General features: G+C 44.5%; 22 protein-coding genes. 9 read left to right on the forward strand and 13 right to left on the reverse strand.

The genetic code is table 11. The annotated features are described in order from the left end of the window. Positions 1-127: 127 nt before the first annotated feature. Positions 128-2,941 (forward strand): glycoside hydrolase family 3 protein, encoded by a 2,814-nt coding sequence (locus tag AB4307_RS14885; protein WP_017071400.1) that lies wholly within the window; start codon positions 128-130, stop codon positions 2,939-2,941. A gap of 88 nt (positions 2,942-3,029) precedes the next feature. Here AB4307_RS14885 and AB4307_RS14890 read toward each other — a convergent pair whose 3' ends face one another. The 5 genes from AB4307_RS14890 to AB4307_RS14910 all read right to left on the reverse strand — a co-directional run bounded on the left by AB4307_RS14890 (position 3,030) and on the right by AB4307_RS14910 (position 8,072). Then, on the reverse strand, positions 3,030-3,935 hold the full coding sequence (locus AB4307_RS14890; protein ID WP_061038885.1) for a MalM family protein: 906 nt from the start codon (positions 3,933-3,935) through the stop codon (positions 3,030-3,032). Between the two features lie 176 nt (positions 3,936-4,111). Then, on the reverse strand, positions 4,112-4,849 hold the full coding sequence (locus AB4307_RS14895; RefSeq protein ID WP_136973590.1) for a dienelactone hydrolase family protein: 738 nt from the start codon (positions 4,847-4,849) through the stop codon (positions 4,112-4,114). Positions 4,850-5,071: 222 nt separating this feature from the next. Beyond that, complete coding sequence (locus tag AB4307_RS14900) at positions 5,072-6,007, reverse strand: pyridoxal-phosphate dependent enzyme (RefSeq protein WP_372132263.1); 936 nt, start codon at positions 6,005-6,007, stop codon at positions 5,072-5,074. Positions 6,008-6,099: 92 nt separating this feature from the next. Then, positions 6,100-7,398, reverse strand: coding sequence for a sensor histidine kinase (locus AB4307_RS14905; protein ID WP_017063525.1), 1,299 nt, complete (start codon positions 7,396-7,398; stop codon positions 6,100-6,102). Continuing rightward, on the reverse strand, positions 7,395-8,072 hold the full coding sequence (locus AB4307_RS14910) for a response regulator transcription factor (protein WP_029224200.1): 678 nt from the start codon (positions 8,070-8,072) through the stop codon (positions 7,395-7,397). Before AB4307_RS14910 ends, AB4307_RS14905 begins: the two co-directional genes overlap by 4 nt. 125 nt (positions 8,073-8,197) lie before the next feature. Between AB4307_RS14910 and AB4307_RS14915 the strand changes: the two genes are divergently transcribed. From AB4307_RS14915 to AB4307_RS14925, 3 genes are read left to right on the forward strand one after another with little or no spacing between them, the layout of a single operon-like run. After that, complete coding sequence (locus AB4307_RS14915) at positions 8,198-9,217, forward strand: glycosyltransferase (RefSeq protein WP_372132266.1); 1,020 nt, start codon at positions 8,198-8,200, stop codon at positions 9,215-9,217. Then, entirely contained in the window at positions 9,214-10,701 is a 1,488-nt protein-coding gene (locus tag AB4307_RS14920; protein ID WP_372132269.1) for an ArnT family glycosyltransferase, read from the forward strand. Before AB4307_RS14915 ends, AB4307_RS14920 begins: the two co-directional genes overlap by 4 nt. Continuing rightward, a complete protein-coding gene (locus AB4307_RS14925; RefSeq protein WP_372132272.1) occupies positions 10,688-11,152 on the forward strand; it encodes a GtrA family protein in 465 nt (154 codons plus the stop codon). The genes AB4307_RS14920 and AB4307_RS14925 overlap by 14 nt, the downstream gene beginning before the upstream one ends. A gap of 85 nt (positions 11,153-11,237) precedes the next feature. Here the strand turns inward: AB4307_RS14925 and AB4307_RS14930 are convergent, their stop codons facing one another. After that, complete coding sequence (locus AB4307_RS14930; protein ID WP_372132275.1) at positions 11,238-13,628, reverse strand: YgiQ family radical SAM protein; 2,391 nt, start codon at positions 13,626-13,628, stop codon at positions 11,238-11,240. 237 nt (positions 13,629-13,865) lie between these two features. Between AB4307_RS14930 and AB4307_RS14935 the strand changes: the two genes are divergently transcribed. Together AB4307_RS14935 and AB4307_RS14940 are read left to right on the forward strand one after the other, a co-directional pair. After that, positions 13,866-14,546 (forward strand): HI_1241 family integral membrane domain, encoded by a 681-nt coding sequence (locus AB4307_RS14935; RefSeq protein WP_017069996.1) that lies wholly within the window; start codon positions 13,866-13,868, stop codon positions 14,544-14,546. Positions 14,547-14,678: 132 nt separating this feature from the next. Beyond that, a complete protein-coding gene (locus AB4307_RS14940; protein ID WP_004736508.1) occupies positions 14,679-14,879 on the forward strand; it encodes a DUF4250 domain-containing protein in 201 nt (66 codons plus the stop codon). Positions 14,880-15,017: 138 nt separating this feature from the next. Here the strand turns inward: AB4307_RS14940 and AB4307_RS14945 are convergent, their stop codons facing one another. Then, positions 15,018-15,929: a LysR substrate-binding domain-containing protein gene (locus tag AB4307_RS14945; protein ID WP_017062028.1), complete on the reverse strand. Its 912-nt coding sequence runs from the start codon at positions 15,927-15,929 to the stop codon at positions 15,018-15,020. Positions 15,930-16,210: 281 nt separating this feature from the next. On the opposite strand from AB4307_RS14945, the gene metE reads away from it, so the two are divergent. Then, positions 16,211-18,574: a 5-methyltetrahydropteroyltriglutamate--homocysteine S-methyltransferase gene (gene metE, locus AB4307_RS14950; protein ID WP_372132278.1), complete on the forward strand. Its 2,364-nt coding sequence runs from the start codon at positions 16,211-16,213 to the stop codon at positions 18,572-18,574. Between the two features lie 108 nt (positions 18,575-18,682). Here metE and gspS2 read toward each other — a convergent pair whose 3' ends face one another. The 6 genes from gspS2 to AB4307_RS14980 all read right to left on the reverse strand — a co-directional run bounded on the left by gspS2 (position 18,683) and on the right by AB4307_RS14980 (position 22,283). Further along, positions 18,683-19,081 carry a GspS/AspS pilotin family protein gene (gene gspS2, locus AB4307_RS14955; RefSeq protein WP_004736511.1) on the reverse strand — a complete coding sequence of 133 codons (399 nt, stop codon included), beginning with the start codon at positions 19,079-19,081 and terminating at the stop codon, positions 18,683-18,685. A 1-nt stretch (position 19,082) separates the two neighbouring features. Further along, positions 19,083-19,379, reverse strand: coding sequence for a YciI family protein (locus AB4307_RS14960; RefSeq protein WP_004736512.1), 297 nt, complete (start codon positions 19,377-19,379; stop codon positions 19,083-19,085). Positions 19,380-19,574: 195 nt separating this feature from the next. Further along, complete coding sequence (yciA, locus tag AB4307_RS14965; protein WP_010438001.1) at positions 19,575-19,973, reverse strand: acyl-CoA thioester hydrolase YciA; 399 nt, start codon at positions 19,971-19,973, stop codon at positions 19,575-19,577. Between the two features lie 188 nt (positions 19,974-20,161). Next, positions 20,162-20,728, reverse strand: coding sequence for a septation protein A (locus AB4307_RS14970; protein ID WP_372110748.1), 567 nt, complete (start codon positions 20,726-20,728; stop codon positions 20,162-20,164). Positions 20,729-20,861: 133 nt separating this feature from the next. Further along, positions 20,862-21,110, reverse strand: a complete 249-nt coding sequence (locus AB4307_RS14975; RefSeq protein ID WP_017069991.1) for a hypothetical protein — start codon at positions 21,108-21,110, stop codon at positions 20,862-20,864. Between the two features lie 285 nt (positions 21,111-21,395). Continuing rightward, positions 21,396-22,283 (reverse strand): LysR substrate-binding domain-containing protein, encoded by an 888-nt coding sequence (locus AB4307_RS14980; protein ID WP_017063534.1) that lies wholly within the window; start codon positions 22,281-22,283, stop codon positions 21,396-21,398. Between the two features lie 181 nt (positions 22,284-22,464). On the opposite strand from AB4307_RS14980, the gene hisC reads away from it, so the two are divergent. After that, positions 22,465-23,589: a histidinol-phosphate transaminase gene (hisC, locus tag AB4307_RS14985; RefSeq protein WP_372132281.1), complete on the forward strand. Its 1,125-nt coding sequence runs from the start codon at positions 22,465-22,467 to the stop codon at positions 23,587-23,589. 10 nt (positions 23,590-23,599) lie between these two features. Next, positions 23,600-24,373: an ABC transporter substrate-binding protein gene (locus AB4307_RS14990; RefSeq protein ID WP_017085617.1), complete on the forward strand. Its 774-nt coding sequence runs from the start codon at positions 23,600-23,602 to the stop codon at positions 24,371-24,373. Positions 24,374-24,500: the final 127 nt, after the last annotated feature.

The raw sequence follows: 24,500 nt of genomic DNA on the forward strand, positions 1-24,500 counted from the left end.
ATTTCTGTCGCTTATTTGGTAGTTAAACGCCGTGGTTAAGATTACTATTTTTTGAACAAAGACAATATTAACTTTTAGAGCGAGAGGTCAAATTTTTGCTCTAAGTAAAAAAATAGTAGGACTTTAAATGAATACTGTGGAAATTCTCGAAGCACAGAAGCAGCTTGCACCCATAAGTCGACAAGCGGCTACTGAGGGCATTGTGCTACTAAAAAATAGTGATTCAATATTGCCATTGCAGGCTAGTGATACGGTGTCTCTTTTTGGTCGCTGTCAGATTGATACCTACCGAAGTGGCACTGGATCTGGTGGAGCTGTGAATGTCCCTTATTCCGTTAATGCATTACAGGGCTTGTATGAGAATCCAAACATCAATCTTAATCTCAGTTTGGTGGAGGTATACAAACGTTGGGTCAAGGACAACCCGTTCAATGACGGAGGAGGTGGTTGGGCAGCAGAACCTTGGTTTCAAGATGAAATGCCTCTTTCAAATTCAGTTGTGATGGATGCCGTTGCCAAATCTAACAAAGCCGTTATTTTTATCGGTCGAACGGCGGGTGAAGATCAAGATAATGCACAGCAGCAAGGCAGTTACAATTTAACCGCGCTAGAAATACAAATGTTGGAGAAAGTGACAGAATATTTTGATGATGTCATTGTGATACTGAACGTGACCAACATAATCGATATGTCATGGACAAGTTCACTTAAAGGTTCTGCTGCGATTAAGGCTGTTCTGTATAGTTGGGCCGCAGGTATGGAAGGTGGGCATGCTTTAGCTGATGTTTTATCAGGTGATGTTAGCCCGAGTGGACGTTTGACCGACACTATTGCGCACTCTTTATCTGATTATCCTTCCAGCGCTAGCTTCGGAAATAAAGAGCGTAATCTGTACCAAGAGGATATCTATGTCGGGTATCGGTATTTTGAAACTTTCAATCCTAAAGCTGTTCAATTTGAGTTTGGTTTTGGGCTGTCCTACACCCGCTTTTCCAATAAATTAAATGCATTGACGACTCTTGGTTCCGGCTCTGAACAAGAGTTGGTCTTCGATATTGAAGTTAAAAACATAGGCGAGAAATACAGTGGTAAGGATGTGGTTCAACTGTATGTTGAATCGCCTCAAGGTCACCTTGGTAAGCCTTCACGAGCACTGATCGGTTTTGTGAAAACACCGACCTTGGACCCGCAAGATACGGTGTGTTTGACTATTTCATGTCCTCTATCTTCCTTCGCATCATTTGATGACTCCGGTAAAACGGGACACCCAAATAGTTACGTACTTGAAGCTGGAGAATATCACTTTTATCTAGGAGGAAGTGTTCGCCAGGCAAAGCTTGTTAGTGAGAGCGTTAAAATAGAAGAGCTGTTAGTTGTTGAGCAATTAACGGAAGCACTTGCTCCTGTCACCGGATTTAGTAGGTTGATCCCAAAAGGCAACGAGGAAAATGGTGTTTACAGTTGCGATTACGAATCTGTGCCGCTGCGAACTATTGATTTGAGTAAACGTATTCTGAGTGAGCTTCCAAGCTCTATTCCTCTTGGTGAAGATACGGGCATTCGTTTACTGGATGTTAAGCAGGGGCGAGCGAACATTGACGAATTTATCTCGCAAATGACCGTAAAGCAGTTAGCGACAATTGTTCGTGGGGAAGGTATGTGCAGCCCTAAGGTGACGCCAGGTACTGCTGCTGCTTTTGGGGGTGTTTCGCCGAGCTTATTTGATTTAGGTATCCCTGTCGTTGCAGCTGCTGATGGTCCGTCTGGTATCCGAATGGACAGCGGACATAAAGCATCTCAAGTCCCAATTGGTACATTATTAGGCTGTACATGGAACCCAGAACTGAATGAGAAACTATTTCATTTAGTGGGGAAAGAGATGCAAGCCAATCATATTGATACGTTGCTTGGTCCTGGGATTAACATCCACCGCCACCCTTTGAATGGTCGAAATTTTGAGTATTTCTCAGAAGATCCATTTCTCTCAGGGGTAATAGCTGCATCTCAAACTCTTGGTCTTAAAGCTGCAGGAGTATCTGGCACAATCAAGCATTTGGTGGCGAATGATCAAGAAACGTCACGGTTTGATGTTGATAGTGTTATATCTCAAAGAGCACTTCGTGAGATTCATCTGAAGCCTTTTGAAATAGCGGTAAAACAAGGAGGAGCTTCGAGTGTTATGACCTCCTACAACCCTATTAATGGTCACTGGGCTGCATCCAATTACGACCTCAATACTACGATTCTTCGTGGGGAGTGGGGTTATAAAGGGATAGTGATGACGGATTGGTGGGCAAAAATGAATGACCCAATCAAAGGTGGCTCTGAAAGTCGAAGTTACACATCCTTTATGCTTCGCTCTCAAAATGATCTTTATATGGTTGTTGAGCATGATGGTGCGGAAAATAACGTGTCGAATGACGATACGTTACAGGCGCTTGAAAACGGAACGTTGAGCTTAGGGGAGTTGCAACGAAGCGCGATGAATATTTGTCGTTTTATTATGGACTCTCCAGCAATGGGTCGCCCATTAGTCGCTTTTGATCCAGTTAAGAGCTTTGAGGCGACCCAAAATCTTAATAAACAACAGAGTAAAACTGATGGAGACTTTTGCTCTCTGACGGCAGAGCAACATGCAATAGTATTACCACTTAATATCAGAGAAAACCGTAGCATTGTTTTGGAAGTTAAACAGGCTGGTGTGTATCGATGTGCAGGTATTGTTAACTACGATAGTGGCACTTTGGCTCAATCTGCGTGTAGTTTAAGTCTCAATAACGTGTACGCGATGTCTCTATCAGTGAATGGTACTAATGGCGAGACAGTTTCAGTTGAGGGGCTCTCCGTTAAGCTTGATAAAGGCTTTTATTCTTTGGATATTGAATTCATCAAATTAGGCTTAGAATTGGAGCAATTAGTATTTTCGTTTATGCCTGAATAGGGCTAAGGGATAACAGTCGTTTATTTAACTCTCGTTGCTCAAAAAAGAGGTAAAGTGAGAGAAAATAAACGACTACTTTGAGGTTGAGTTATTGTGCTTTTTGATATTGCTTCATCGCGTCAACAAAGGAGTTTCGCATCCCTTCGATTCCTAATCGCTCAGATTCTTCAACGTAAGTCAGTGCTGCACTAAAATCTCCAGATGAAACCGAGTTTTCTATAAGAGTTTGATAAACCTCTTTCTTATTCAGTGTATTTTCCGTTAATAAATCTGATTGGGCTACGGTTGATTCTGGAATAATTTGTTGAACTCGCTTTTGACGGTTTTGTTCTTCAACAACGGTGGTTACCGCTGTGAATTTAAAATCAAAGGAGACTTTCCCGATTGCAGAATGAGGGATGGCGTAGTCCGTGTTATGAGCGATGTTTGCCTGGATATCACCAGAACGTATCGCCATATCACTTGGTTTTTCGACAGGAGTTGTTTCCGCGAGTGCTTCGCTGGTTGTGAATACGACCAAGTAAGCAGGAGCCTCGCCGTTTAAGTAACGTTCTTGCAGTTCGATTTGCGCGCCATATTGTGCACCATCAAGCAGGCTAAGTGGTTGGTACTTAATACTTTCATTGCCAATGACATCTAGCGGCTGGTAATTTTTGTCTAAGACTAAAAGTGACGGAACGAATGCTGAATAACTAGCATTTGAAGTCACTGAAAAACGAATAGCATCTAGTGTTGCAGGAAGCTTTAGCCCTCCAGCAAAGGATCGGCCCGATTTGAACTCGATCTTAGGGCTTGCTGTGGTGATCGAAACAGATGTTTCTTCTGGGTTCGTAACGCTTTGATATTGAATTGTACTCAGGTTTTCACAGCAGTTTTCGTTGTTCTGTAGTGACTCTAGCCCCGGAGAAGTTTTGTGGTAGCTAACCGGTGACTCTGTCACTGTTGAACAGGCGCTTAGTGCGAATACCGCTGGTAGAATTGCTAAATATTTCATAATTTCTCACAGTTAAAAAAGCATATCTGATTCAGAGTGCCTGATTGATAATAGAGACACACTACAAGAAAGCGCTTTCTTTTTGAGTGACGAACACCAAATTTAAAGAAATACTCGCTAATAATTAGTACGAATTAGGTAACAGGCTGCCGTTGGGCTGTTACCTAGATTGAAAGTTAACGAGATACCGAACTTAACAACTGAGTAAAGCGTTGCCATGATTTTTGGTCAGCTTCATGTTGATAGTTATTCGATCCGAATACTGTGAAGGCGTGTGGCGCACCACTATAAGTGATCATCTCATGCGGAACTTTGGTTGATTCAAGTTGAGCGGCGAGGCTTCCAAAGTCGTGCATTGAAATCATGGCATCAGCCGTGCCGTGGAACACGACTACGGGAGCTTTAGTCTGCGAGTAGTCTTGACCTTTTGGTGTTGATAAACCGCCATGGAAGGTGACATAAGCCTTCGAAGGAATGCCCGCACGAGCGGCTTCCAATACAGCGGCTCCGCCGAAACAGTATCCCATCATTACGTTGTTATCTAAGTTGCCGCCAAGTCTTTTCGCTTCCATGGCACCAGCGTTGAGCAACGTACGCATTTTTTCTCTGTCTTTATACAGCTCGCCTGTATGTTGCTTTTTATCTTTCACTTCCGTAGGGCGAATGCCTTTACCAAATAGGTCGATGGCGAACACGTTGTAACCGAGTTCGTTGAGCATCTCAGAACGTTTCTTTTCGTAATCGGTTAAGCCATCCCAATCGTGTATTAGCAGTACCAAAGGCGCTTGGTCACTGGCTTCACTCCAATAACCTTCGTAATCCATCCCATCGACTTGGTAAGTGACGTTTTCTCCTGATATCGCAGAGAAGGGCAGTAAAACTGAAAACAGGCCGAGCGTAGTGAGTTTTCGCATGCGTAATTCCTTTCGATGACAATTGACGTTCCAATCGAAAGTATAGATAACGCGATGATTCTCGCCAGATTTCTGTCTCTAACTTGAAATGTCTGGCAGGGATAGCAGGTGGCTATTACTGATAAACAGCCATCGAAAGGGAGTGCGATGGCTGTTCATGATGCGCTGAGAAATTCTCAGTTCGCAGAAACGCGGGGCATTAGAGTAGAAAAGAACGGATTACTACCAAGTAGCGTTATCAGCGGTGTGACTACTTCGAAGTTCTGGGTACTTACGTTGATAGCGCGGCAACATCGACTCATTACCTAAGATACCACCTTGATGGATATAGATGACAGTTTTGGTTGGGTTATCTTCTTGCCATTGTTCTAAGCATTGCCACATTAATGGGTCGTAGAGCAGGTCGAATTCAATATCAGTTTGTTCTTGTAGAGCCAACCAAGTTTGATAATCCTGTTGATACAATTTTCCAAAGTGGTGTTTGGCTTTAAGCGGTAATATCTGCGGATGTTCACTTTCGCCAAGCTCATTGAATTGCTGCGTTAAATAGTCACTGCCACCAACACACGCACAGGTTAATACCGGGATGTTGTGCATTTTTAAATGCTTATGAAGGTACAGCGCAGTACTGCCAGTCCCTGCGGGGAGTGCGATCACAAAATCGTGTTGGTTTTCGAAGCGAGTCCAGCTCAGTATTTCCATTGCCAATTGCTTAACACCATACTCAGCAAGCTGAGAGCGGCCACCCTCGGGTAACACAATGCAGTGTGAGTCAGGTTGTCTTACTTGCTCAATATACTCTTGTGGATGAAGCTCAGAGCCTGTTTCTTTGACTGAAATAACCTCAGCCCCGAGATCGATAGCGCCACGGTAGTTGCCGAGTGGGCGTTCTTGTAGCCATCGAGGTAGGTGATCAACGTAAAACTCAAGCGTCCAACCTTTGATTTTTGCAAGTGCGGCTAGCGAGAACAATGAGTTGGCTTGAGCGGAACCATAGCTTATTAGGGTGGTAGTGCTTGGGTGCTCGTCTTCCAGTAGCTTCATGAACTTTCTGGCTTTGTTGCCGCAAAAGTGGGAATGAAGCTGATCGTCACGCTTTAAGAAAAAGGTGTGGTCGTTGTATTGATGTTGAGTTACAGGGCTATTATTTAGTTTCATCGCACTTAGACAAAATGCTGACTCAAGAGCCAGCATTTTTAAATCAAATAGGACGGACGAGTATCTAGTAGCCAGAGGCGGCTGTAAACCAACTAAATCAAGTTTTCGTTCGATATTGACGCGGATGAATCGGCTTGAAAGGTGATCTTGGCTGTGCATCCACCACAGCTGCGATTAAACAATTCAAAGTCCCAATGAAAACGCTGACACAAGTCATCGACAATCAACAAACCTAGCCCGTGTCCATTCGGGTTGTATTGCTCCTGCAGGCCTTCGCCTTGGTCTTCAATAATAAGACTGTCTTGAGAAAGGGTAATAGTTACTGTACCGCTATTAGTGGCTGCAATCGCGTTTCTTAACAAGTTACCGACCAACATATTCATTATCGCGCTGGTGGCCTGAATTGTGGGTTCTGATTGAACTTGTAAGGTTATCGCGACTTCCTTCTCGTCAGCCTGCAACGAATTTTTAGAAACGATAGTCTCTAGCTCTTGCTGGCTGAATAAACGTAGCGGTGCATCGTCACTGTTTCTTTCATAGCGAACGAGACCAAGCAGTGCATCGACCATTTCAGACATTTGAACAATGGCTTCATCAATACGTTCAACCTGACGAGATTGAAATTCGGTTGTTTCGCTTCTCAGTAACAGTTTGTTGGCACCACGAGCAACAGTCAACGGAGTTCTTAGTTCATGACTTGAGTAGCGTGCGAAAGCTTGCTCGCGTTTTACTAGAGAATTGATTTCTCTTCTGTATTGATTGAGTTGATCCGTCAACTGACGAAACTCCACCGCCGCATCGTCATTCACTCCAAATTCTTCGTTTAGATTGAGCTTATTGGATTCAAGCTGTTCAGACAGGGAGTTGAAGGGCTCAATCAGCCGTTTAGACAACCGATAGAGCAGAGCTCCGAAGCTGAATATTAGAATAGAGAGAAGGGCTAATACAAATGTGGTGGCATAAACGAGCTCAAAGACACTAAGCTCGACACGGTCTATTTCAGAAAGCAGAACAATAGGGTGAGTTCTACCTTCATGAGTATACTCGCCTACATAGACCATGCGAGATTCTGGATCTTCACCGACCTCACCAATGAAATTTTCTTTGCCTTCAATATACTTTAAATACTTTTTCGGTAGATAGGAAAGATCGTTGTAAGCGATAGTCAGGTCATCAATACGAAGCTCTCCACTTTCACCTGACTGGAATAACCCGACTGCATAGTTGCGGTCAATTAGGATGCGTCTTTCACCCACGCGGTCTTCCGACAAGTACAGGGCTGTGATAAATACCACATAGACAAATGCCGACACAATTACGGCCATTAACCCAAAGAAAACCGCTAAGCGGCCCGTTAGGGTTTTTGTGCTTGTAAGAACATTTGAAATCAATTCGATGGCTCCAATCGGAAGCCAACTTTAGGCACCGTAATTAACATCTGAGTATCAAACGGCTTGTCGAGTTGGTTACGTAATTGATAGATGTGACTGCGCAACACGTCATTGTTGGGTTCGTCTTCTTCCCAGAGTTTGTAGGAAATATCTTCGCGAGTAACCACTTCTGGTGCTTTTTGGCACAACATCTCAAGGATGGTGTAAGTGGTTGGGTTGAGTGCGAGTAACTTATCTTGACGGTAAGCTTTACGCGTTTTTTGGTCGATGGTGAGTTCATCAAACTGCAATTTAGAAGAAGCCACTTTTCCTCGGTAACGACGAACAAGCGCTTTCATTCTGGCTTCCAAAATATCCAAATCAAAAGGTTTGGTTAGATAGTCATCGGCACCATGCTCAAACCCTTTTAACATATCATCGCGGCTATCTAACGCAGTCAACATCAAAATAGGTGTCGCGTTGCCTTGGTCTCGCAGTTTATTACAAACCGTGAGGCCGTCCATTCTTGGCAACATCAGATCCAATATGATGATATCAAATGAGTTTTCCAACGCGAGTTGCAGGCCGAGTTCGCCGTTGTCCGCATAATCGAGTTCCATGCCAATACACTCAAAATAATCAAACAAGACACCTGCGATTTCACGGTTATCTTCGACTAATAGAACTCGTTTCATTTTGATTCTCATACAGAAATAGACGGTAACATTATCCTGAGTGAGCGTGAAAAATATGTCAATAACATAACTTTCACTTATAAGGGGGTAGATTGGATTCAGATTAAAAAATAGAAGAACGTATTATGTCTGAACTTCATATTAGCCGACCTAAAGTCTCCACATCACGGATCAATCCCGCCGTTTCACTATCGATCATTGTGCCGTTTTACGATGAACAAGAGGTGTTAGAAGAGTTTCATTCTCGCTTAACCAAGGTACTGGATAGCTTACCCATCACCAGTGAAATTGTTTATGTCGATGATGGCAGCAAAGACAACAGCTTGGATTTGGTGAGTTCATTCACTTCAATCAATAGCTCAATTTCTGTGATCGGTTTAAGCCGTAACTTTGGTAAAGAATCAGCGATGAGTGCTGGCCTCGAACACTGCCGAGGACAAGCTGTGATCTTGCTCGATGCCGATCTACAAGACCCACCCGAGCTGATTCCTCAAATGATTGCCAAATGGTGCGAAGGTTATGACGTCGTCAATATGCAGCGTAGCCAACGTGATGGTGAAACGTGGTTTAAGAAGTTTTCAGCAGCAAGCTTTTACAAAGTCATGAACGTGGCAGCGAAGATCGATGTTCCAGAAAATGTCGGTGATTTCCGACTGTTAAGCCGAGAGGTTGTCGACCATATCAACCAACTGCCTGAACGTAACCGTTACATGAAAGGCATCTTTTCATGGCCAGGTTTTAGACAAGCAACGATTCAGTTTAAGCGCGACGCTCGCTTCTGTGGCGAGACCAAGTGGAACTACCTGAAACTCATCGGATTGGCGATGGATGGCATCACATCATTTTCTATCCGCCCACTGCGTATTGCGACGGCCGTTGGTGGATTAGTGGCGCTTACTGCTTTCGTGTATGGCGTCTTCATCGTGTTCAAAACCATGATGTTTGGTGAGCCTATTACGGGCTACCCGTCAATGATGGTGGTTCAACTTGCCCTTGGCGGCATTCAACTTCTGAGTATTGGTTTAATGGGGGAATACATAGGTCGTATTTTCATCGAAACCAAGAACCGTCCTTTGTATCTGATCCAATCGGTGGTCGATACCCCTGCATTAAAAACGCATTTTAAATTAGAGGAGTCAGCATGAGCCTGAACCGAACGCACCTATGGTATTTGTTGGCTTTTGCATTGGTTCTAAGGCTCTTATCTCTGGCGACATACCCTTTAATGGACACTACGGAAGCGCGCTACGGTGAGATGGCTCGCTTGATGGTAGAAACCGGCAATTGGTTAACCCCTCAATTTGATTACGGCATCCCTTTCTGGGGTAAGCCTCCGATGTTTACCTGGATGAGCGCGATTGGCATTGAGCTGTTTGGTTTGAGTGAGTTTGCTGTGCGTGCGCCACACTGGTTAGCAGGTTTTGCGACGATTTTGTTGGTTGCGTACATGGCTAAGCGCACCGGACAAAGTGCCTTGGTGGCGGCCGTGGTATTGGCGACATGTGGGATTTTCTCTATTGCGGCGGGTGCTGTGATGACCGACATGGCGTTAACGTTAGCGATGACCATTGCCATGTTAGGTTTTTACCTATGTTGGTTAGGAGGAGAGAGTTGTAAGGGAGAGGGCAATGCTGAGACTAATCGGTCTTGGGGTTATGTTGGTTTCATTGGTTTAGCACTAGGCTTGCTTGCAAAAGGGCCGGTAGCGATTGTGATCATGGGTATCGCTGTTTTCCCTTGGTTAGTATTGCAACATGGCTTCTTTGGCGCTTTCAAAGTGTTATGGCAACGCTTTCCACTGTTGTCTGGCTTAGGTGTGATGCTGGCGATTGCCTTGCCTTGGTACATCATGGCTGAAATGGCAACACCGGGTTTTATTGATTACTTTATTGTTGGCGAGCACTTTAAGCGTTTTGTTGTGAGTGGCTGGGAGGGCGATTTATACGGTTCTGCCCATGGCCAAGCAAGAGGCATGATCTGGTTGTTTTGGCTTCAAGCGGCTGCACCGTGGTCGATTGTGTTGCCTATTTTGACTTTCGCCCGTCGTAAGAAAATCGCAGAAGTTAACGCTGAACATAGTGGATTGTTTTCATTCCTCGTGTGTTGGTTGGTCTCTCCTCTGATTCTTTTTACCATGGCGGGTAATATTCTTCCTGCCTATGTGTTGCCAGGCATTCCTGCCCTTGGCTTGTTGGTGGCAATGCTTGTAGTAGAAAAAGATAAGAAGTGGTTCTCGAGTGTGGCTTTAGTGCTACCTGTGTTGCTAATGATTGCAATGGTCTACCTCAACTTAGGCAAAGCGAATGAGAAAAGTGACCGTATTATCTTCGAACAGATTACGGATGAAGCGCCGAGCTTTTATGTCGGTAAACGACCGTTCTCCGGGCAGTTTTACAGTCATGGACAAGCGAAAAAGTTACTCGATGTTGAACAGTTAGATGGTATCGACAAGTTCTATCTGATTGGTAAAAGAGCGGAAGTAGAAACCAAGATTAAAGACAACGCGTTAACCTGTATTTTAGAACCGACGGTGAAGATCAAGCGCGCTCTATTTAGTTGTCATAGCCAAAATATCAAACCAAATCTATCGTTGAGCCATATTCGAAGTGATGGCGATGTTCAATTTTAACTCGTCATCGAGACTGTTTAGCCACAAGTTCGACGCGCTAAACAAAAAACTACAACCTCACCATAAGATGATTAAATTCGCTATGGTGGGGGCGGGTGGCTTTGTTGTCGATTGTGCCGTGTTTGCATTGCTGCATTACGTTATTGGACTGCCTTTGATGAGTGCTCGAATGGGTTCTTTCATCGTAGCTGCAACGACAACTTGGTTTGGAAATCGAGTGTTGACCTTTGAGCTCAAAGGGCAGGGGAGTTGGTCCGAAAAGCTGATTCAGTGGCAAAAGTTCATGCTGTCAGCATCGATATCGGCGATACCTAATTTGCTGTGCTTTAAGTTGATGACGGAGTTACTCCCTGCATTTACTGGGGCAGTGTTTATCGCAATGGCGGTTGGCATCTTGGTGGGCATGGTCAGTAACTATTTGCTTAGTCAGTATTGGGTGTTCACACGTTAAGCTCCCTAGTAGCAGACACAAAAAAGCGCAGCTAAATAGCTGCGCTTTGTGTTTTTACGATAGCGAAGTAAATTGGCTCGCGATATTAGCGTTGTGCTGCGCGCTGGCGGTTCTTGCCGTTACCCGCAGGTTTGCCACCTTGACCATTGCCCGTTTTGTTACGGTTTGGTTTGCCATTTCCGCCGCCATTACCTTGCGATTGCTGACCTCCAGGGCCTTTCTTAATAAAGCCAGTCGCTGGTTTACGACCATTGCCATTACCGCCACCTTGGTTAGCATTGCCTTGGCTACCGTTGCTGTTACCAGTCGGCTTCTTGCCACCCGGTTTCTTACCAGAGTGGTTACGTGGGCTTTCGCCACCAAGACCTGGCTGAGACTTACTGTGCTTAGTCGCAAAGCGCTGTGAACCGTGACGACCAGATTTACGACGTTGTGCAGGTGTTTGTGCATCAAAGTCTTCTGCTGGTACTAGGCAGTTTGCTTTGTCACCAATTAGGTGCTGTTTACCCATGCTGATCAGTGCTTCACGGATGATTTTCCAGTTTTCAGGATCGTGGTAACGAAGCAGTGCTTTATGCAGACGACGTTGACGGTCACCTTTAGGCACTGGCACATCTTCACGCTTCTTATATTTCACGCGCTTCAGAGGGTTAGTCTCTGAGTAGTACATCGACGTTGCATTACACATTGGCGATGGGTAGAAGTTCTGTACTTGGTCACACTCGTAGTTGTGCTTTTTAAGCCACATTGCAAGGTTAAGCATGTCTTCATCTTCTGTGCCCGGGTGAGCGGAGATGAAGTAAGGAATTAGGTACTGTTTCTTACCGGCTTCAGCGCTGTACTTCTCGAACATCTCTTTGAAACGATCGTAAGTGCCCATTCCCGGTTTCATCATCAGATCCAGTGGGCCTTTTTCAGTATGCTCTGGAGCAATCTTCAAGTAACCACCAACGTGGTGAGTCACAAGCTCACGAACGTATTCTGGAGATTCAATCGCTAAGTCGTAGCGTACACCAGAAGCAATCATGATCTTCTTAACGCCGGGTACTTTTCTTGCTGAGCGGTACAGGTCGATGGTGTGTTGATGGTCTGTGTTTAGCTTTTCACAGATTTTCGGGAACACACATGATGGACGACGACAGTTAATTTCAGCTTTTGGATCTGAACAACCTAAACGGTACATGTTTGCCGTTGGGCCGCCCAAGTCAGAAATAGTACCTGTGAAGCCAGGTACTTTATCTTTAATGTCTTCGATTTCATCCAAGATAGATTCTTTCGAACGGTTCTGAATGATACGACCTTCGTGCTCTGTGATTGAACAGAAAGAACAACCACCAAAACAACCACGCATGATGTTAACCGAGGTTTTGATCATGTCGTATGCAGGGATTTTCGCTTTGCCGTACATAGGGTGCGGAACACGCTTGTATGCAAGGCCAAACACGTAGTCCATCTCTTCTGTGGTCAATGGAATTGGCGCTTGGTTAACCCAAAGCTCGCGATCACCGTGACGTTGAATCAGAGCACGACCTGAGTACGGGTTTGTCTCAAGGTGCAGAATACGACTAGCGTGAGCGTAAAGAATACGGTCATTGTTTAGCTTTTCGTAACCTGGGATACGAACCGCTGTAGTTTTTGCATCGTGACGAGAAGGGCGAATAGTAATAGGTTGCGCTTTTACTTCTTCTTTTTCGTCTTTCTTGGTATCACACTGAGTTTCAACTTCGTACGGGTTAACCGGAACATACGCTTTGTTCGGCTTTTCGATACGAGAAGAGTCAATGATCTTGAAGCCTTCAGGGGCCGCAGGAAGATTGATAGCAGTACCGCGGATATTGGTCAGCGTAGACATGTCTTCACCATCGGCAATGCGGTGTGCTACTTCAACCAGTGCACGCTCAGCGTTACCAAAAAGAAGAATGTCAGCTTTTGCATCAAACAATACAGAGCGGCGAACTTTATCTGACCAGTAGTCGTAGTGAGCTACACGACGTAAGCTCGCTTCAATACCACCAAGCACGATTGGCGTGCCTTTGTAAGCTTCACGACAACGTTGAGAATAAACCAGAGTTGCACGATCAGGACGCTTGCCACCTTCATTGTTCGGAGTATAAGCATCATCGTGACGTAATTTGCGATCAGAGGTGTAGCGGTTGATCATGGAGTCCATGTTACCCGCTGTGATGCCGAAGAATAGGTTAGGTTTACCTAGCTTCATGAAGGCATCTTTATTGTCCCACTTTGGTTGAGCAATAATGCCCACGCGGAAACCTTGAGCTTCAAGCAGACGGCCGATGATAGCCATACCAAAGCTCGGGTGATCGACATAAGCGTCACCAGTTACAATAATAATGTCACAGCTATCCCATCCAAGAGCATCCATCTCCTTTCTACTGGTAGGCAAAAAGGGTGCAGTTCCGTAGCACTCGGCCCAGTATTTTTTGTGTTCGTGAATAGGAGTGATATCGCTGTACATATTTCAACCTCTGATTTTTGAGGCGGGAATTATAGCGGCATGAGCCTAGACTAGCCAGTAGAACATGCCCCTGTTAGTTCTGGTGTCTTTCGTCTTTTTACGGTAAATGGCGACAAAAGAACCATACAACAGCATAGTTGAAGCCTTGAATAACGTCGCTAATTTGTGATTTTGATTAGTGTTCGCAGCAGTTTTTGATATTATTCGCGAAAATAAGTCTGAAGAAGTAGATCCACAATGGTCGAAACGTTATTAGTACAATTTGCTCCGATGCTTTTAGGAGCCCAACTGATCTTAACCCTCATCTTGGTGAAAGGGGATATTTGTCCGGGGCAGCGTGGTCGGATCCACAAGATGTTACCTGCGATTGGCGTGCTGTGGCTTGCCGTCGCTTCAGTAAAAATTGAAGCCTTTCTGGTCGTGTTTGCGATCTTTTATTTCTATTCTCAAGTTCAAACCAAGAAGACACGTGATTCCGGCCCTATTTGGGTGATGTACTTAGCTTGTGGTTTGGCATTGTCTTACGTGGCTATTCAAGCGACTGAACAAGCAACTACTGTCGGCATCATAACTACTGTATTGCTAGTGGCACTGTTAGGCTCAGCGTTTGGCCATTTATTGCTGACGATAGCAAGAACACGCTTACAGGCATTTCACCGAGTTCTGCCCGTTGTTGGTGTGCTGACGGGTATGTTAGTGGTTTTGGCGACAGTCGTGAGTGTTTATTCTCTTTCTGAAGCTCAATTAGAGCCTGTGATTTCAACGCTACTGTTCAGCTTTGCTTTGTTAATCTCCGCTATCGTGGTTTGGTGTTGGCATTTACTGTTCGTTAAAACCCCGGAAAAGCTGCAACTGACGATTTCGTTACTGATGTTATTGGCTGCGGCTGTGGGTTTAACGCCAGTTTGGGCACTTTAATCGCGCACTTTCATTAATTACGTACGCTCATTAATCACGCATTCTCTTTAAGAAGTGTGATCAGTTTTTTAGCATGGCGTTGGTAAGCGTTCTAAACTTAATTATAGTCGGTGTGTTCGTAAGGAGTACGAGATGGATTTAAGCAACGTCAAAGGTTTCGATAGCATTATCTTGCTGGGAATCGTGAATGAAAAACTTCGCCTAGAGTGCGATAGCTTTGAAGAGCTGATCAGTATGTATGAAATGGATATAGAAAGTGTCGTGGGCAAGCTCGATATGCTTGGCTATCAATACGACCCATTGACTAACCAGTTTAAGTCTTATCCAAGATAGTCTATTTTCGCGAATCAACAGATATCGAAAATCATCGGTACTGAAACTAAAAAGTCACAGATTATCTGTGACTTTTTTTGTTTCTGGCGTTTGCCTATCCGATTTAACACAGGCTTAAACTAGCCAACAATGAATCTCTTAAACAACCTCAATGCCATCTAAGTGACTCTTACTTTGCTGTCTTGCTGTGCTAAAGAAAGCCTGCAGGTAACGTTTGTCTTTTTCTGAGTTTCTTACCGCTGCAAACAGTCTTCTTGAAAGCCCTTTACCTAACGGCTTGCTTGCTATCAAACCTTGTCTTGAGAACTCACTGATCGCCCAGTTGGGTAATGCCGCCACACCTAAACCCGCCGATACCATTTGCACCAACATCAAGGTGTTGTCTGCTTGTTTCCACTTCTTAGGTTCTACGCCTGCAGGCTGCAAAAAGTGTTTCACGACGTCTAAACGTTGTTTTTGAACAGGATAGGAGAGCATGGTGATCTCGCTAAGATCTTGCGGATCAATGCTCGCTTTATCGGCCAAAGGCGAGTTGATCGCGGTGATAAGACGCATCTCAAAATCGAAAAGCGGCTCGTAATGAACCTCAGAGCGAGGCTGTATATCAGAGGTGATCACCAAATCTAGCTCGCCTGCCATTAGCGCGGGTAGCGGCTCAAACCCAAAGCCTGACGAGAAATCTAGCGTTACGCTTGGCCAAGCCACTTGATATTCCTTCAAAGCAGGCATTAACCATTGGAAGCATGAGTGACATTCAATCGCCATGTGCAAACGACCATTCACATCCTCTTTTAGGCTCGCGAGTTCGTTCTCCGCTTTAGCTATTCTTGGCTGTATCTCATCGGCAAGCCTAAGCAAAATCTCACCTTCAGAGGTGAACTTAACTGGTCTAGTTTTACGTAGGAAAAGCTGACCACCGATACGCGCCTCAAGGTCTTTCAGTTGGTGAGAAAGCGCCGACTGCGTCAAATGAAGAGAGGTTGCAGTGGCAGTTAGTGAGCCGCTGTCTCTTAAGGTGGTCAATGTTCGAAGGTGTTTAAGCTCTATCATGAGTATTCCTCATATTCCCTAAGCCAATTCAATATTTCTTAATAATCACCCTACGGGGTTTTTTATCATTTGTAAACGTCTAGATGTCTAGATGGTTTTGAGTTCCTCATCTTTGGTTTATTCAAGATGAATATTTTTAATAAACAAGATGAATATTTGGACGTTGTTCATCGTTCAGATTAGGGAGATAGTTTAGCCATCTAGACGCCTTGTAAAGAACTTAAACCATAAGCTAGGCAGTTTGATCGAACACTAAAAATTATTGAATAAGGAACAGGTTCATGACTACGACAACGCATATTTTAGGCTACCCACGTATCGGCGAAAAACGCGAACTCAAATTCACTTTAGAAAAATACTGGCGCGGTGAGATTAACCAATCAGATTTAAAGCAACTCGGTAGCGAACTAAGAAATCGTAACTGGAATGTACAAGCTAAGGCGAATCTAAGCTTTGCAACTGCGGGTGACTTCGCATGGTACGACCATGTGTTAACAACGACTTTGCTTTTGGGTCATGTGCCAAAGCGTCACGCTGGTGGCTCTGAAGAAGAGAAAGCCTTCCCAGACTTAGATACCTTGTTCCGTGTTGGTCGCGGTCAATCTCAAACTCAAATACAATCTCAAAAGCAGCCAACTTGTTGTGGCGGGAAACATGGTTCAGAAAGTGTTCAAGACGGTGCAGCTGCATCTGACATGACCAAGTGGTTCAACACTAACTACCACTACATTGTGCCCGAATTCAGTAAAGATGATTCGTTTGACGTGAGCTGGCCGCAACTGTTTGATGAAGTGAATGAAGCTATTCAAGCTGGGCATAAGGTTAAGCCAGTCCTTCTTGGCCCGCTGTCTTACTTGTACCTAGGCAAAGAAGTGGAAGAGGGCTTTGATCGCCTAAGCTTGCTTCCACGCCTGCTTACTGCCTACCAAGCGATTTTGGCTAAACTTTCCAAGTTAGGTGTTGAGTGGGTGCAAATCGATGAGCCTATCCTTTCTCTGGAACTTGAAAAACGTTGGGCTGATTCATTCAAGTTGGCATACCAAGTTATTCAAGGGGAAGTGAAACTGCTATTAACCACGTACTTCGATTCGGTGACAGATACCTTAGACAAAATCGTCAAACTACCGGTTAACGGGCTGCATATCGATCTAGCTGCAGCGCCACAACAACTCGATGAAGTCGTGAGTAAACTACCTGAAGAGTGGGTGCTGTCTGCAGGTGTCATCAACGGGCGCAATGTTTGGCGAGCAGACTTGGCTACTCAGCTAGCGAAACTGCAACCAGTGAAAGAGAAGTTAGACGATAAGCTTTGGGTCGCAAGTTCATGTTCGCTGCTGCACAGCCCAGTTGACTTAGAGTTAGAAGATTCACTTAGCGATGAAGTGAAAAGCTGGTTTGCTTTCGCGAAACAGAAAGTCACGGAAGTTAGCTTATTGGGTGCTGCGCTTGACGGCGATCAAAATGCCATATTAGCGTGTGAGACGTATAGCCAACCTATTGTTGCACGTAAGAGCTCGACTCATGTGAACAAGCCTCAAGTACAGGCTCGTCTTAGCACGATTACCAAAGCATTAGCAGAGCGTAGTGCTCCTTATGCAGAACGTGCGGTTCATCAGTCTGAGGTGCTGGGTTTACCACTATTGCCAACCACAACCATTGGTTCGTTCCCACAAACAGGGGAGATCCGAATTCAGCGTAGTGCTTACCGAACCGGCAAACTGAGTGAAGCGGAATACACAACCGCATTGAAAGGCCATATTGCGGATGCGGTGAAACGCCAAGAAGCGCTAGATTTGGATGTGTTGGTTCATGGTGAAGCGGAACGTAATGATATGGTGGAGTACTTTGCAGAAAATCTAGCAGGCTTTCAAACCACTAAATTTGGTTGGGTGCAAAGCTACGGTTCTCGCTGCGTGAAACCAGCTATTGTAGTCGCGGATATCGAGCGTGAGAAACCGATGACGGTGGAGTGGTCTACCTATGCCCAATCTCTAACTTCTAAACAAATGAAAGGGATGTTAACTGGCCCTGTCACTATCTTGTGCTGGACGTTCCCACGTGAAGACATCTCACGCAAAGAGATCACTAATCAATTGGCATTTGCGCTGCGTGATGAAGTGTCTGACCTACAAGATGCAGGAATCAATATTATTCAGATTGATGAACCAGCGATTCGTGAAGGTTTACCATTGAAAAAACGTGACCACGCAGAATATTTAGAATGGGCCGTCGATGCCTTTAAGATCTCGGCCGCGAGTGCTAAACCAGAGACGCAAATTCATACTCACATGTGCTACAGCGAGTTCAACGAAATCATTGATTCAGTGGCCGCATTAGACGCCGATGTGATTACCATTGAAACCTCTCGTTCAAATATGGAACTATTGAAAGCGTTTGAAGAGTTTAACTATCCGAATGCGGTAGGCCCGGGTGTTTACGATATTCACTCGCCAAACATCCCTTCAGAAGAGTGGATTATTGATTTACTTAAGAAAGCGGCAAAGAGAATTCCGGTTGAACGTTTATGGGCAAACCCTGACTGCGGACTGAAGACGCGTAACTGGGCTGAGACAGAAGCCGCCTTGGCCAACCTTGTATCGGCGACGAAGACACTGCGTAAAGAGTGGGAATCAGCTGAGGTATAATTCAGTCTAAGATTTTGATTGATCCGTTAATCCACGATGAACCACAACAAAGGCCTCGCATTTGCGAGGCCTTCTGGTTTTATACTTGTTCGAATCTCGAGCTAGAAACTAGCTGCTACTTTGACACGTATCTTTACTGATCAGCTTCTCAACGATCAGTTGTCCGCGAGTGTTGCGAATCTTGATGTTGTAGGCCAAGCCCATGTCGAGGTTTGCTCTTACTTCAGAGTTGGTACAGTAGCTATTCACACTCATGTCTACAACTTGGTTTAAAGGTTTAGCACCTTTTGCATCTTGGTTGTAGATCATCATGATTTCGATAACCGTGTTCTTTGCCAGCACGCGCATGACCGACAGCGGGCCATACTCAATCGGAAGGCCTGCGGATAAAACGCCAGCGCGATGCTGCGCCATCATTTCTAGCTGTCTTTGTTTGTCTTGTTCACTTGATGAGCTGCAGCCTGCAAGCAGAACAGCGGCCAGTGAACCGATAATCCATTTTTTCACGTTAAAATACTTTCTTGAATGGTTTAACAATCACATTTTGGTAGACACCTGCAGCAATGTACGGGTCTGCGTCTGCCCATGCCTGTGCATCGTCTAAAGAATTAAACTCAGCAATCACAGTAGAACCTGTGAAGCCCGCTTCACCAGGGTTATCTGAATCAATCGCTGGCATTGGACCTGCTGTCAAAAGGCGGCCTTCATCGTGAAGTGTTTGTAGGCGTTCTAGATGTTGTGGGCGAACACTTAGGCGTTTTTCTAATGAATTTTCGACGTCTTGAGAAAAAATCACGTACCACATATTGAGATATCCTTATTTTACTTCACTAAATTGAGGGCGTTTAAATTCGCTATCTTGCTAATTTACGCGAACTAATTGGTATTGGAAGAGCTAATGATAAGAAATTGTGAAATGGTGCGGGAGAGTGAGAAGGTCTTTAGCATTTTTAATCGAAACGACTAAAGACCTTAAAGTGCGATAGGGCTGTCGAAAGTACTATTTATTAATTGGGCGAGGCTTACCACCCTCATCGACAGCAACGTAGTTGAACGTTGCTCCACAAACCTTATATCGGTCGCCGATGCCGTGATCAAGTACAGGCTTAACCCATACTTCTAGGTCGATATTCATCGAGCTACGGCCAATCTTGGTGCAGTCACCATAAACACACACAACATCACCCACTGAAACCGGCTGTTTGAACTCAATACTCGATACTGAAACAGTGACAATCTTGCCGTTAGAGATCTCCTTCGCCAGTATGCCGCCAGCAAGGTCAAGCTGAGACATTATCCAACCACCGAAAATCTGGCCTGCTGCATTTGTATCAGAAGGCATCGCTAATGTGCGAAGAAGTAAAGAACCAATCGGGTTCAAAGTTGATTGAATAGTCATTGTCGTACTCTTAATGGTATTGATTGTTTTATATAAAAATAGATGTGTTTACGAGACTCGTGGTGGTCTAATTTTTAACGTCTTCACCGAACACAAATAATCAGCGGCCAATGATCACGAGTATCATTGGCCAATCGCATATTGATAATAATTGTATCAAATAGGGTATGAGGACTCATCCCTAAGGGCTATTTCTCGTCGGTATTTTTATCCGTTAACTCTTTCTGCTGGTCTTTTGGTAGATGCTTATAGATATAAACACCAGTGAGCAAGGTGAAGAGCAAGGTCGCGATGAGTAGACCAAACACTTTGAAGTTGACCCAAACATCCAACGGTAGGCTGAAAGCAACGTAAACGTTGAGAACGGCACATAGGGTAAAGAACAGCGTCCATGCCCAGTTGATCTTGCCCCATACCGAATCAGGCAGTGTGATCTCTTTGCCTAACATACCTTTAATCGCTGATTTGCCCATGATGTGACTGACCGTCAGGCCAATCGCAAACAGTGCGTAAACGATGGTGACTTTCCATTTAATGAAGTTGTCGTCGTGCAAGAAGATGGTCATGCCACCAAATACGGCAACCATTAGAAAGGTGATGACCTGCATTTTTTCGACTTTCTTGTAGATGAGATAAGTCAAAATAATTTGAACTGCAGAGGCAACGATCAAAGCGCCGGTCGCGGTATAGATGTCGTACATCTTATAAAGCGCAAAGAAAATAATGAGAGGAATGAAATCAAGAATTTGTTTCATGAGACACTGACTATCCAGTTAGTTGAGTTGCTGACAGTCTAACGAAAACTGTCTCGATGCTAAATAGCTCGAGACAATTGGGTGCCAATTAATTCAATCTAACCACTCATCGTGTTTAAAGAGTTGAAGCAGGTTATCGCATTGACGAGGTTTGATAGCGAGGTATCAGCTTTTTGATATCTTCAAGGTAACCTTCGCTCTTTAAGCTGTCTAAGGTGTTTTCGAGCTCTTGCTCACTCATGGCAAAACATGTCGATTTACCGGTCGTTAAGTCGAGATACTCGTGATATTCACGCTCTGTGAAGTGGCCAATTCTGTCCATTAATAGGGTTTTAATTCCATGGTGAATCAAGCCGTAATACGTATGTCTTTGTAAGGTCATAGCCTATCCTCCGTGACAAGCTGCAGTGAAACTGGTGCAACCTGCTGTATATTGGTTGGGTTATCTATGACAAAGCAACTCGAATGCCATTTTCTCCAACGGAACAGAATAAATTCCCGGCTAAATAGAATTGAACTTCTTTTCAAATAGTTAAAGGAAGGTACGTTCTATTCTCTGACAATCAATACGAAACAGACCTCAAATAGTTTCATTTTGAGAACGATGAAATTCTCATTATGACGCTCTACTGCCGCTTATAGTGTGAGCCTTTCAACGGTGATGCCGCTAATCGACGAGCCAATCAACCAGCGTAGATAAGGATGTATTTTGTCGATTCTTGGGTTGCAGCAAGAAGTAACCATTTCCAGAGAAAACACTGCCTTCACTCACTTTTACCAATCTACCTAAATCAATATCTTGCTTGGCCAGTGTGATGTCGCCTATGGCAATGCCAAACCCTTGAATGGCGGCGTTCATAGCTTGATCGAGTGTCGCGAATTGTTGGTTGTTCTTGCTTGAAAGGTCGTGGCTGCCTATGTGCTCTAACCAAAGTCGCCAATCACTTTGCTCATTATTGGCGTGTAGCCAAGTGTATTGGGCAAGCTTGTGTGGCTTGATGATGGTCGATGCGTCGTCGACAAGATGGCTCTGTGTAATGCTTTGTGCTTGGCAAACGGGCGCTAGCTGCTCGTTAAACAATAATTGGCTGATAATCGATTGTTGGTTTGGCTTCTTACCATAGGTAATTACGGCGTCAAACGGATCAAAGCTTGGTTCGAAGACGTGCTTGATGGTCGACGTCAGTTCGACATCAATTTCAGGATAGGCTTGCTGAAAAGACATCAACTTAGGTAGTAGCCAAGAGGTAATACAGCTCGGTGCGTTGAGTTTGATCTTAGACGGAGAGCTAGCCACTTGATTTAGAGCCGATTGCAGCTGATGAATCGTTCCTTGTATCAGGGGAACCAGTTCTTCTCCTTTCGGCGTTAAAGACAATCCGCGAGCATGGCGATAGAAGAGATCACAGCCAAGGCTTTCTTCAAACGACAATACCTGACGACTCACTGCACCTTGCGTAACATTGAGCTCATGTGCCGCGCGTGTAAAGTTGAGGTGCCTTGCCGTAGACAAAAACGCGAGCAAGGTTTTGGTTGAAGGAAGTGTGCGATTCATATCTTTACCTATGACTTTTTATCATGGCTATTATGTGATTATTTCGATTCATTTATCAATAGTGTTCTGTTTGAATGTAAATACTTAATCATCATTTGTGATTCAATATGTGTATAAGTCACATTTTTTGAATATGAAGGCAATGATGAAGACATTGTGATTTTGTGAAAGGGATAGCTTCTTGACATCTTTTATTGATAGCTTAGTGCCTCAGGCTGTAAAAAAATTAATACCTTATCAATCGGCAAGAAGAATTGGTGGTGATGGACGTGTCTGGCTAAACGCCAATGAATTGGAAAGCTCGCTGTTTCAAGGAGAAGCAAGTCACAACCGATACCCAGACTTCTTACCACAAGATATTGCTAAGGCTTATCAAGATTACTGTAGTACCGATGCCGCGACTGTGGCTGTTCGTGGTGCAGATGAAGCGATTGATTTGCTGATCAGAACATTCTGTAAACCGGCGTGCGACAACATACTTATCTGCTCTCCAACGTATGCGATGTATGAGTTTTGCGCTGATGCATTGGCGATTAATACCTTGGACTCTCCATTGCAGGAAGACTTTAGCCTGAACGTCGCTGATATTGTGAATAAGGCAAAACTGGCGAATATCGTGTTTCTTTGCTCACCAAACAATCCAACGGGCAATGTGATTCCTAAATCGGATTTGATTCAGGTACTGGAAGGCACGACTGGAAAATCTCTAGTGGTCGTCGATGAAGCGTATATCGAATTTGAACCACAAACGTCAGCCGTTAGCCTTATTGAGCGTTATCCGCACTTGGTTGTGATTCGCACTTTGTCTAAGGCATTTGGACTGGCTGCAGTTCGTTGTGGTTTTATCTTAGCGAGTCAAAATGTGATGCAGTATGTCGCGAAGCTGATTCCACCTTATCCGATGCCAGATTGCTCATCTCAAATTGTATTAGACGCGTTGTCTGATGAACGAGTCTCAGTGATGCAAGATGCGACGCAGAATCTGGTTGAGCTGCGTAACTGGTTTGCTTGTGAGTTAACGCAGTTTGATTTCATCGAGTCTGTTTACCCTTCATCGACAAACTTTATTTTGCTGCGTCAAAAAGCTGGGCATCAAGTGTTCAGTGTCTTGGCGAAGGACGGCATTGTGACAAGGAACCAAAACCATGAACCGGCTTTGCGTAACTGTGTTCGAATCAGTATTGGTAGCCAAGAGAGCATGCTAGAAGTGATAACGTCACTAACACGCTACCAAATCGAGCTACAACAGACTCAACAAGATCAATATATAGAAACTCAATCTCAACTCGATAAAGATCATATCTAGGATGGCAATGATGAAAAAGATAATACTAGGACTCGCTTGTGCGGCCGCTTTACTTGGTACAACGGTACAGGCGAAAGAAATCCGTTTGGCGTCGGACTTTACGTATCCGCCATTCAACTATAAAAACAGTGACGGTGTGCCTGTCGGGTTTGATATTGAGATAGCTGATGCCTTGTGTGAGCAAGCCAAACTCGATTGCACTTGGGTTTCACAAAGTTGGGATTCGTTAATTCCAAGCTTATTGGCAAGAAAGTCAGACGTGATCATGGCGTCGATGCGTATTACTGAAGAGCGTAAGCGTAAGATCTTATTTACTGATAAGTACTACCAAACTCCAGCCGTGTTTGTTGCTGCTAAAAGCGCGGAGTTCAGCGTCGATGAGGCAGGCTTAGCGGGCAAAACCATCGGTGTTCAGCAAGGTACGATTCACGATCGCTACGTAACCGACAAGTTTGGTGATGTGGCAAACATTAAACGCTATACCGGCCAAGATGAAGTTTATCTGGATCTGCAAAACGGTCGTCTAGATCTAACCTTTGGCAACTCGGATCAACTGTCATTGGCTTTCTTAGACAAGAAAGAAGGTGAGGGCTTTGAATTTAAAGGTAAAGCAGTGACCGACAAAGCCTACATTGGCGAGGGTACGGCGTTAGCACTAAGAAAGCAGGATTCAAAACTGGCGAAACAATTCAATGCCGCGATTGAAGAGATCAGAGCGAACGGTACTTACGACAAGATCGCCGCTAAGTACTTTACGTTTGATATCTATGGCGCTGATTTGTAATTCGTCTAACGCCTAAAAATTAGAACACCAAAAACAAAAATCCGAGGGCTGTGAGGCTCTCGGATTTTTGTTACAAATAATTCATCCTCTCAAGCTTCTCTCTATTGCCTTTATCTATTCTTGTTAC

Source organism: Vibrio sp. 10N.261.52.C2 (assembly GCF_041471425.1).
Classification (GTDB): domain Bacteria; phylum Pseudomonadota; class Gammaproteobacteria; order Enterobacterales; family Vibrionaceae; genus Vibrio; species Vibrio crassostreae_C.

Excerpts from the sequence above, each read along its gene's own strand:
- AB4307_RS14885 (WP_017071400.1), top strand. The coding sequence starts at position 128 with ATGAATACTGTGGAAATTCTCGAAGCACAGAAGCAGCTTGCACCCATA.
- AB4307_RS14890 (WP_061038885.1), bottom strand. The coding sequence starts at position 3,935 with ATGAAATATTTAGCAATTCTACCAGCGGTATTCGCACTAAGCGCCTGT.
- AB4307_RS14895 (WP_136973590.1), bottom strand. The coding sequence starts at position 4,849 with ATGCGAAAACTCACTACGCTCGGCCTGTTTTCAGTTTTACTGCCCTTC.
- AB4307_RS14900 (WP_372132263.1), bottom strand. The coding sequence starts at position 6,007 with ATGAAACTAAATAATAGCCCTGTAACTCAACATCAATACAACGACCAC.
- AB4307_RS14910 (WP_029224200.1), bottom strand. The coding sequence starts at position 8,072 with ATGAAACGAGTTCTATTAGTCGAAGATAACCGTGAAATCGCAGGTGTC.
- AB4307_RS14915 (WP_372132266.1), top strand. The coding sequence starts at position 8,198 with ATGTCTGAACTTCATATTAGCCGACCTAAAGTCTCCACATCACGGATC.
- AB4307_RS14920 (WP_372132269.1), top strand. The coding sequence starts at position 9,214 with ATGAGCCTGAACCGAACGCACCTATGGTATTTGTTGGCTTTTGCATTG.
- AB4307_RS14925 (WP_372132272.1), top strand. The coding sequence starts at position 10,688 with ATGTTCAATTTTAACTCGTCATCGAGACTGTTTAGCCACAAGTTCGAC.
- AB4307_RS14930 (WP_372132275.1), bottom strand. The coding sequence starts at position 13,628 with ATGTACAGCGATATCACTCCTATTCACGAACACAAAAAATACTGGGCC.
- AB4307_RS14935 (WP_017069996.1), top strand. The coding sequence starts at position 13,866 with ATGGTCGAAACGTTATTAGTACAATTTGCTCCGATGCTTTTAGGAGCC.
- AB4307_RS14940 (WP_004736508.1), top strand. The coding sequence starts at position 14,679 with ATGGATTTAAGCAACGTCAAAGGTTTCGATAGCATTATCTTGCTGGGA.
- AB4307_RS14945 (WP_017062028.1), bottom strand. The coding sequence starts at position 15,929 with ATGATAGAGCTTAAACACCTTCGAACATTGACCACCTTAAGAGACAGC.
- metE (WP_372132278.1), top strand. The coding sequence starts at position 16,211 with ATGACTACGACAACGCATATTTTAGGCTACCCACGTATCGGCGAAAAA.
- AB4307_RS14960 (WP_004736512.1), bottom strand. The coding sequence starts at position 19,379 with ATGTGGTACGTGATTTTTTCTCAAGACGTCGAAAATTCATTAGAAAAA.
- yciA (WP_010438001.1), bottom strand. The coding sequence starts at position 19,973 with ATGACTATTCAATCAACTTTGAACCCGATTGGTTCTTTACTTCTTCGC.
- AB4307_RS14970 (WP_372110748.1), bottom strand. The coding sequence starts at position 20,728 with ATGAAACAAATTCTTGATTTCATTCCTCTCATTATTTTCTTTGCGCTT.
- AB4307_RS14975 (WP_017069991.1), bottom strand. The coding sequence starts at position 21,110 with ATGACCTTACAAAGACATACGTATTACGGCTTGATTCACCATGGAATT.
- AB4307_RS14980 (WP_017063534.1), bottom strand. The coding sequence starts at position 22,283 with ATGAATCGCACACTTCCTTCAACCAAAACCTTGCTCGCGTTTTTGTCT.
- AB4307_RS14990 (WP_017085617.1), top strand. The coding sequence starts at position 23,600 with ATGAAAAAGATAATACTAGGACTCGCTTGTGCGGCCGCTTTACTTGGT.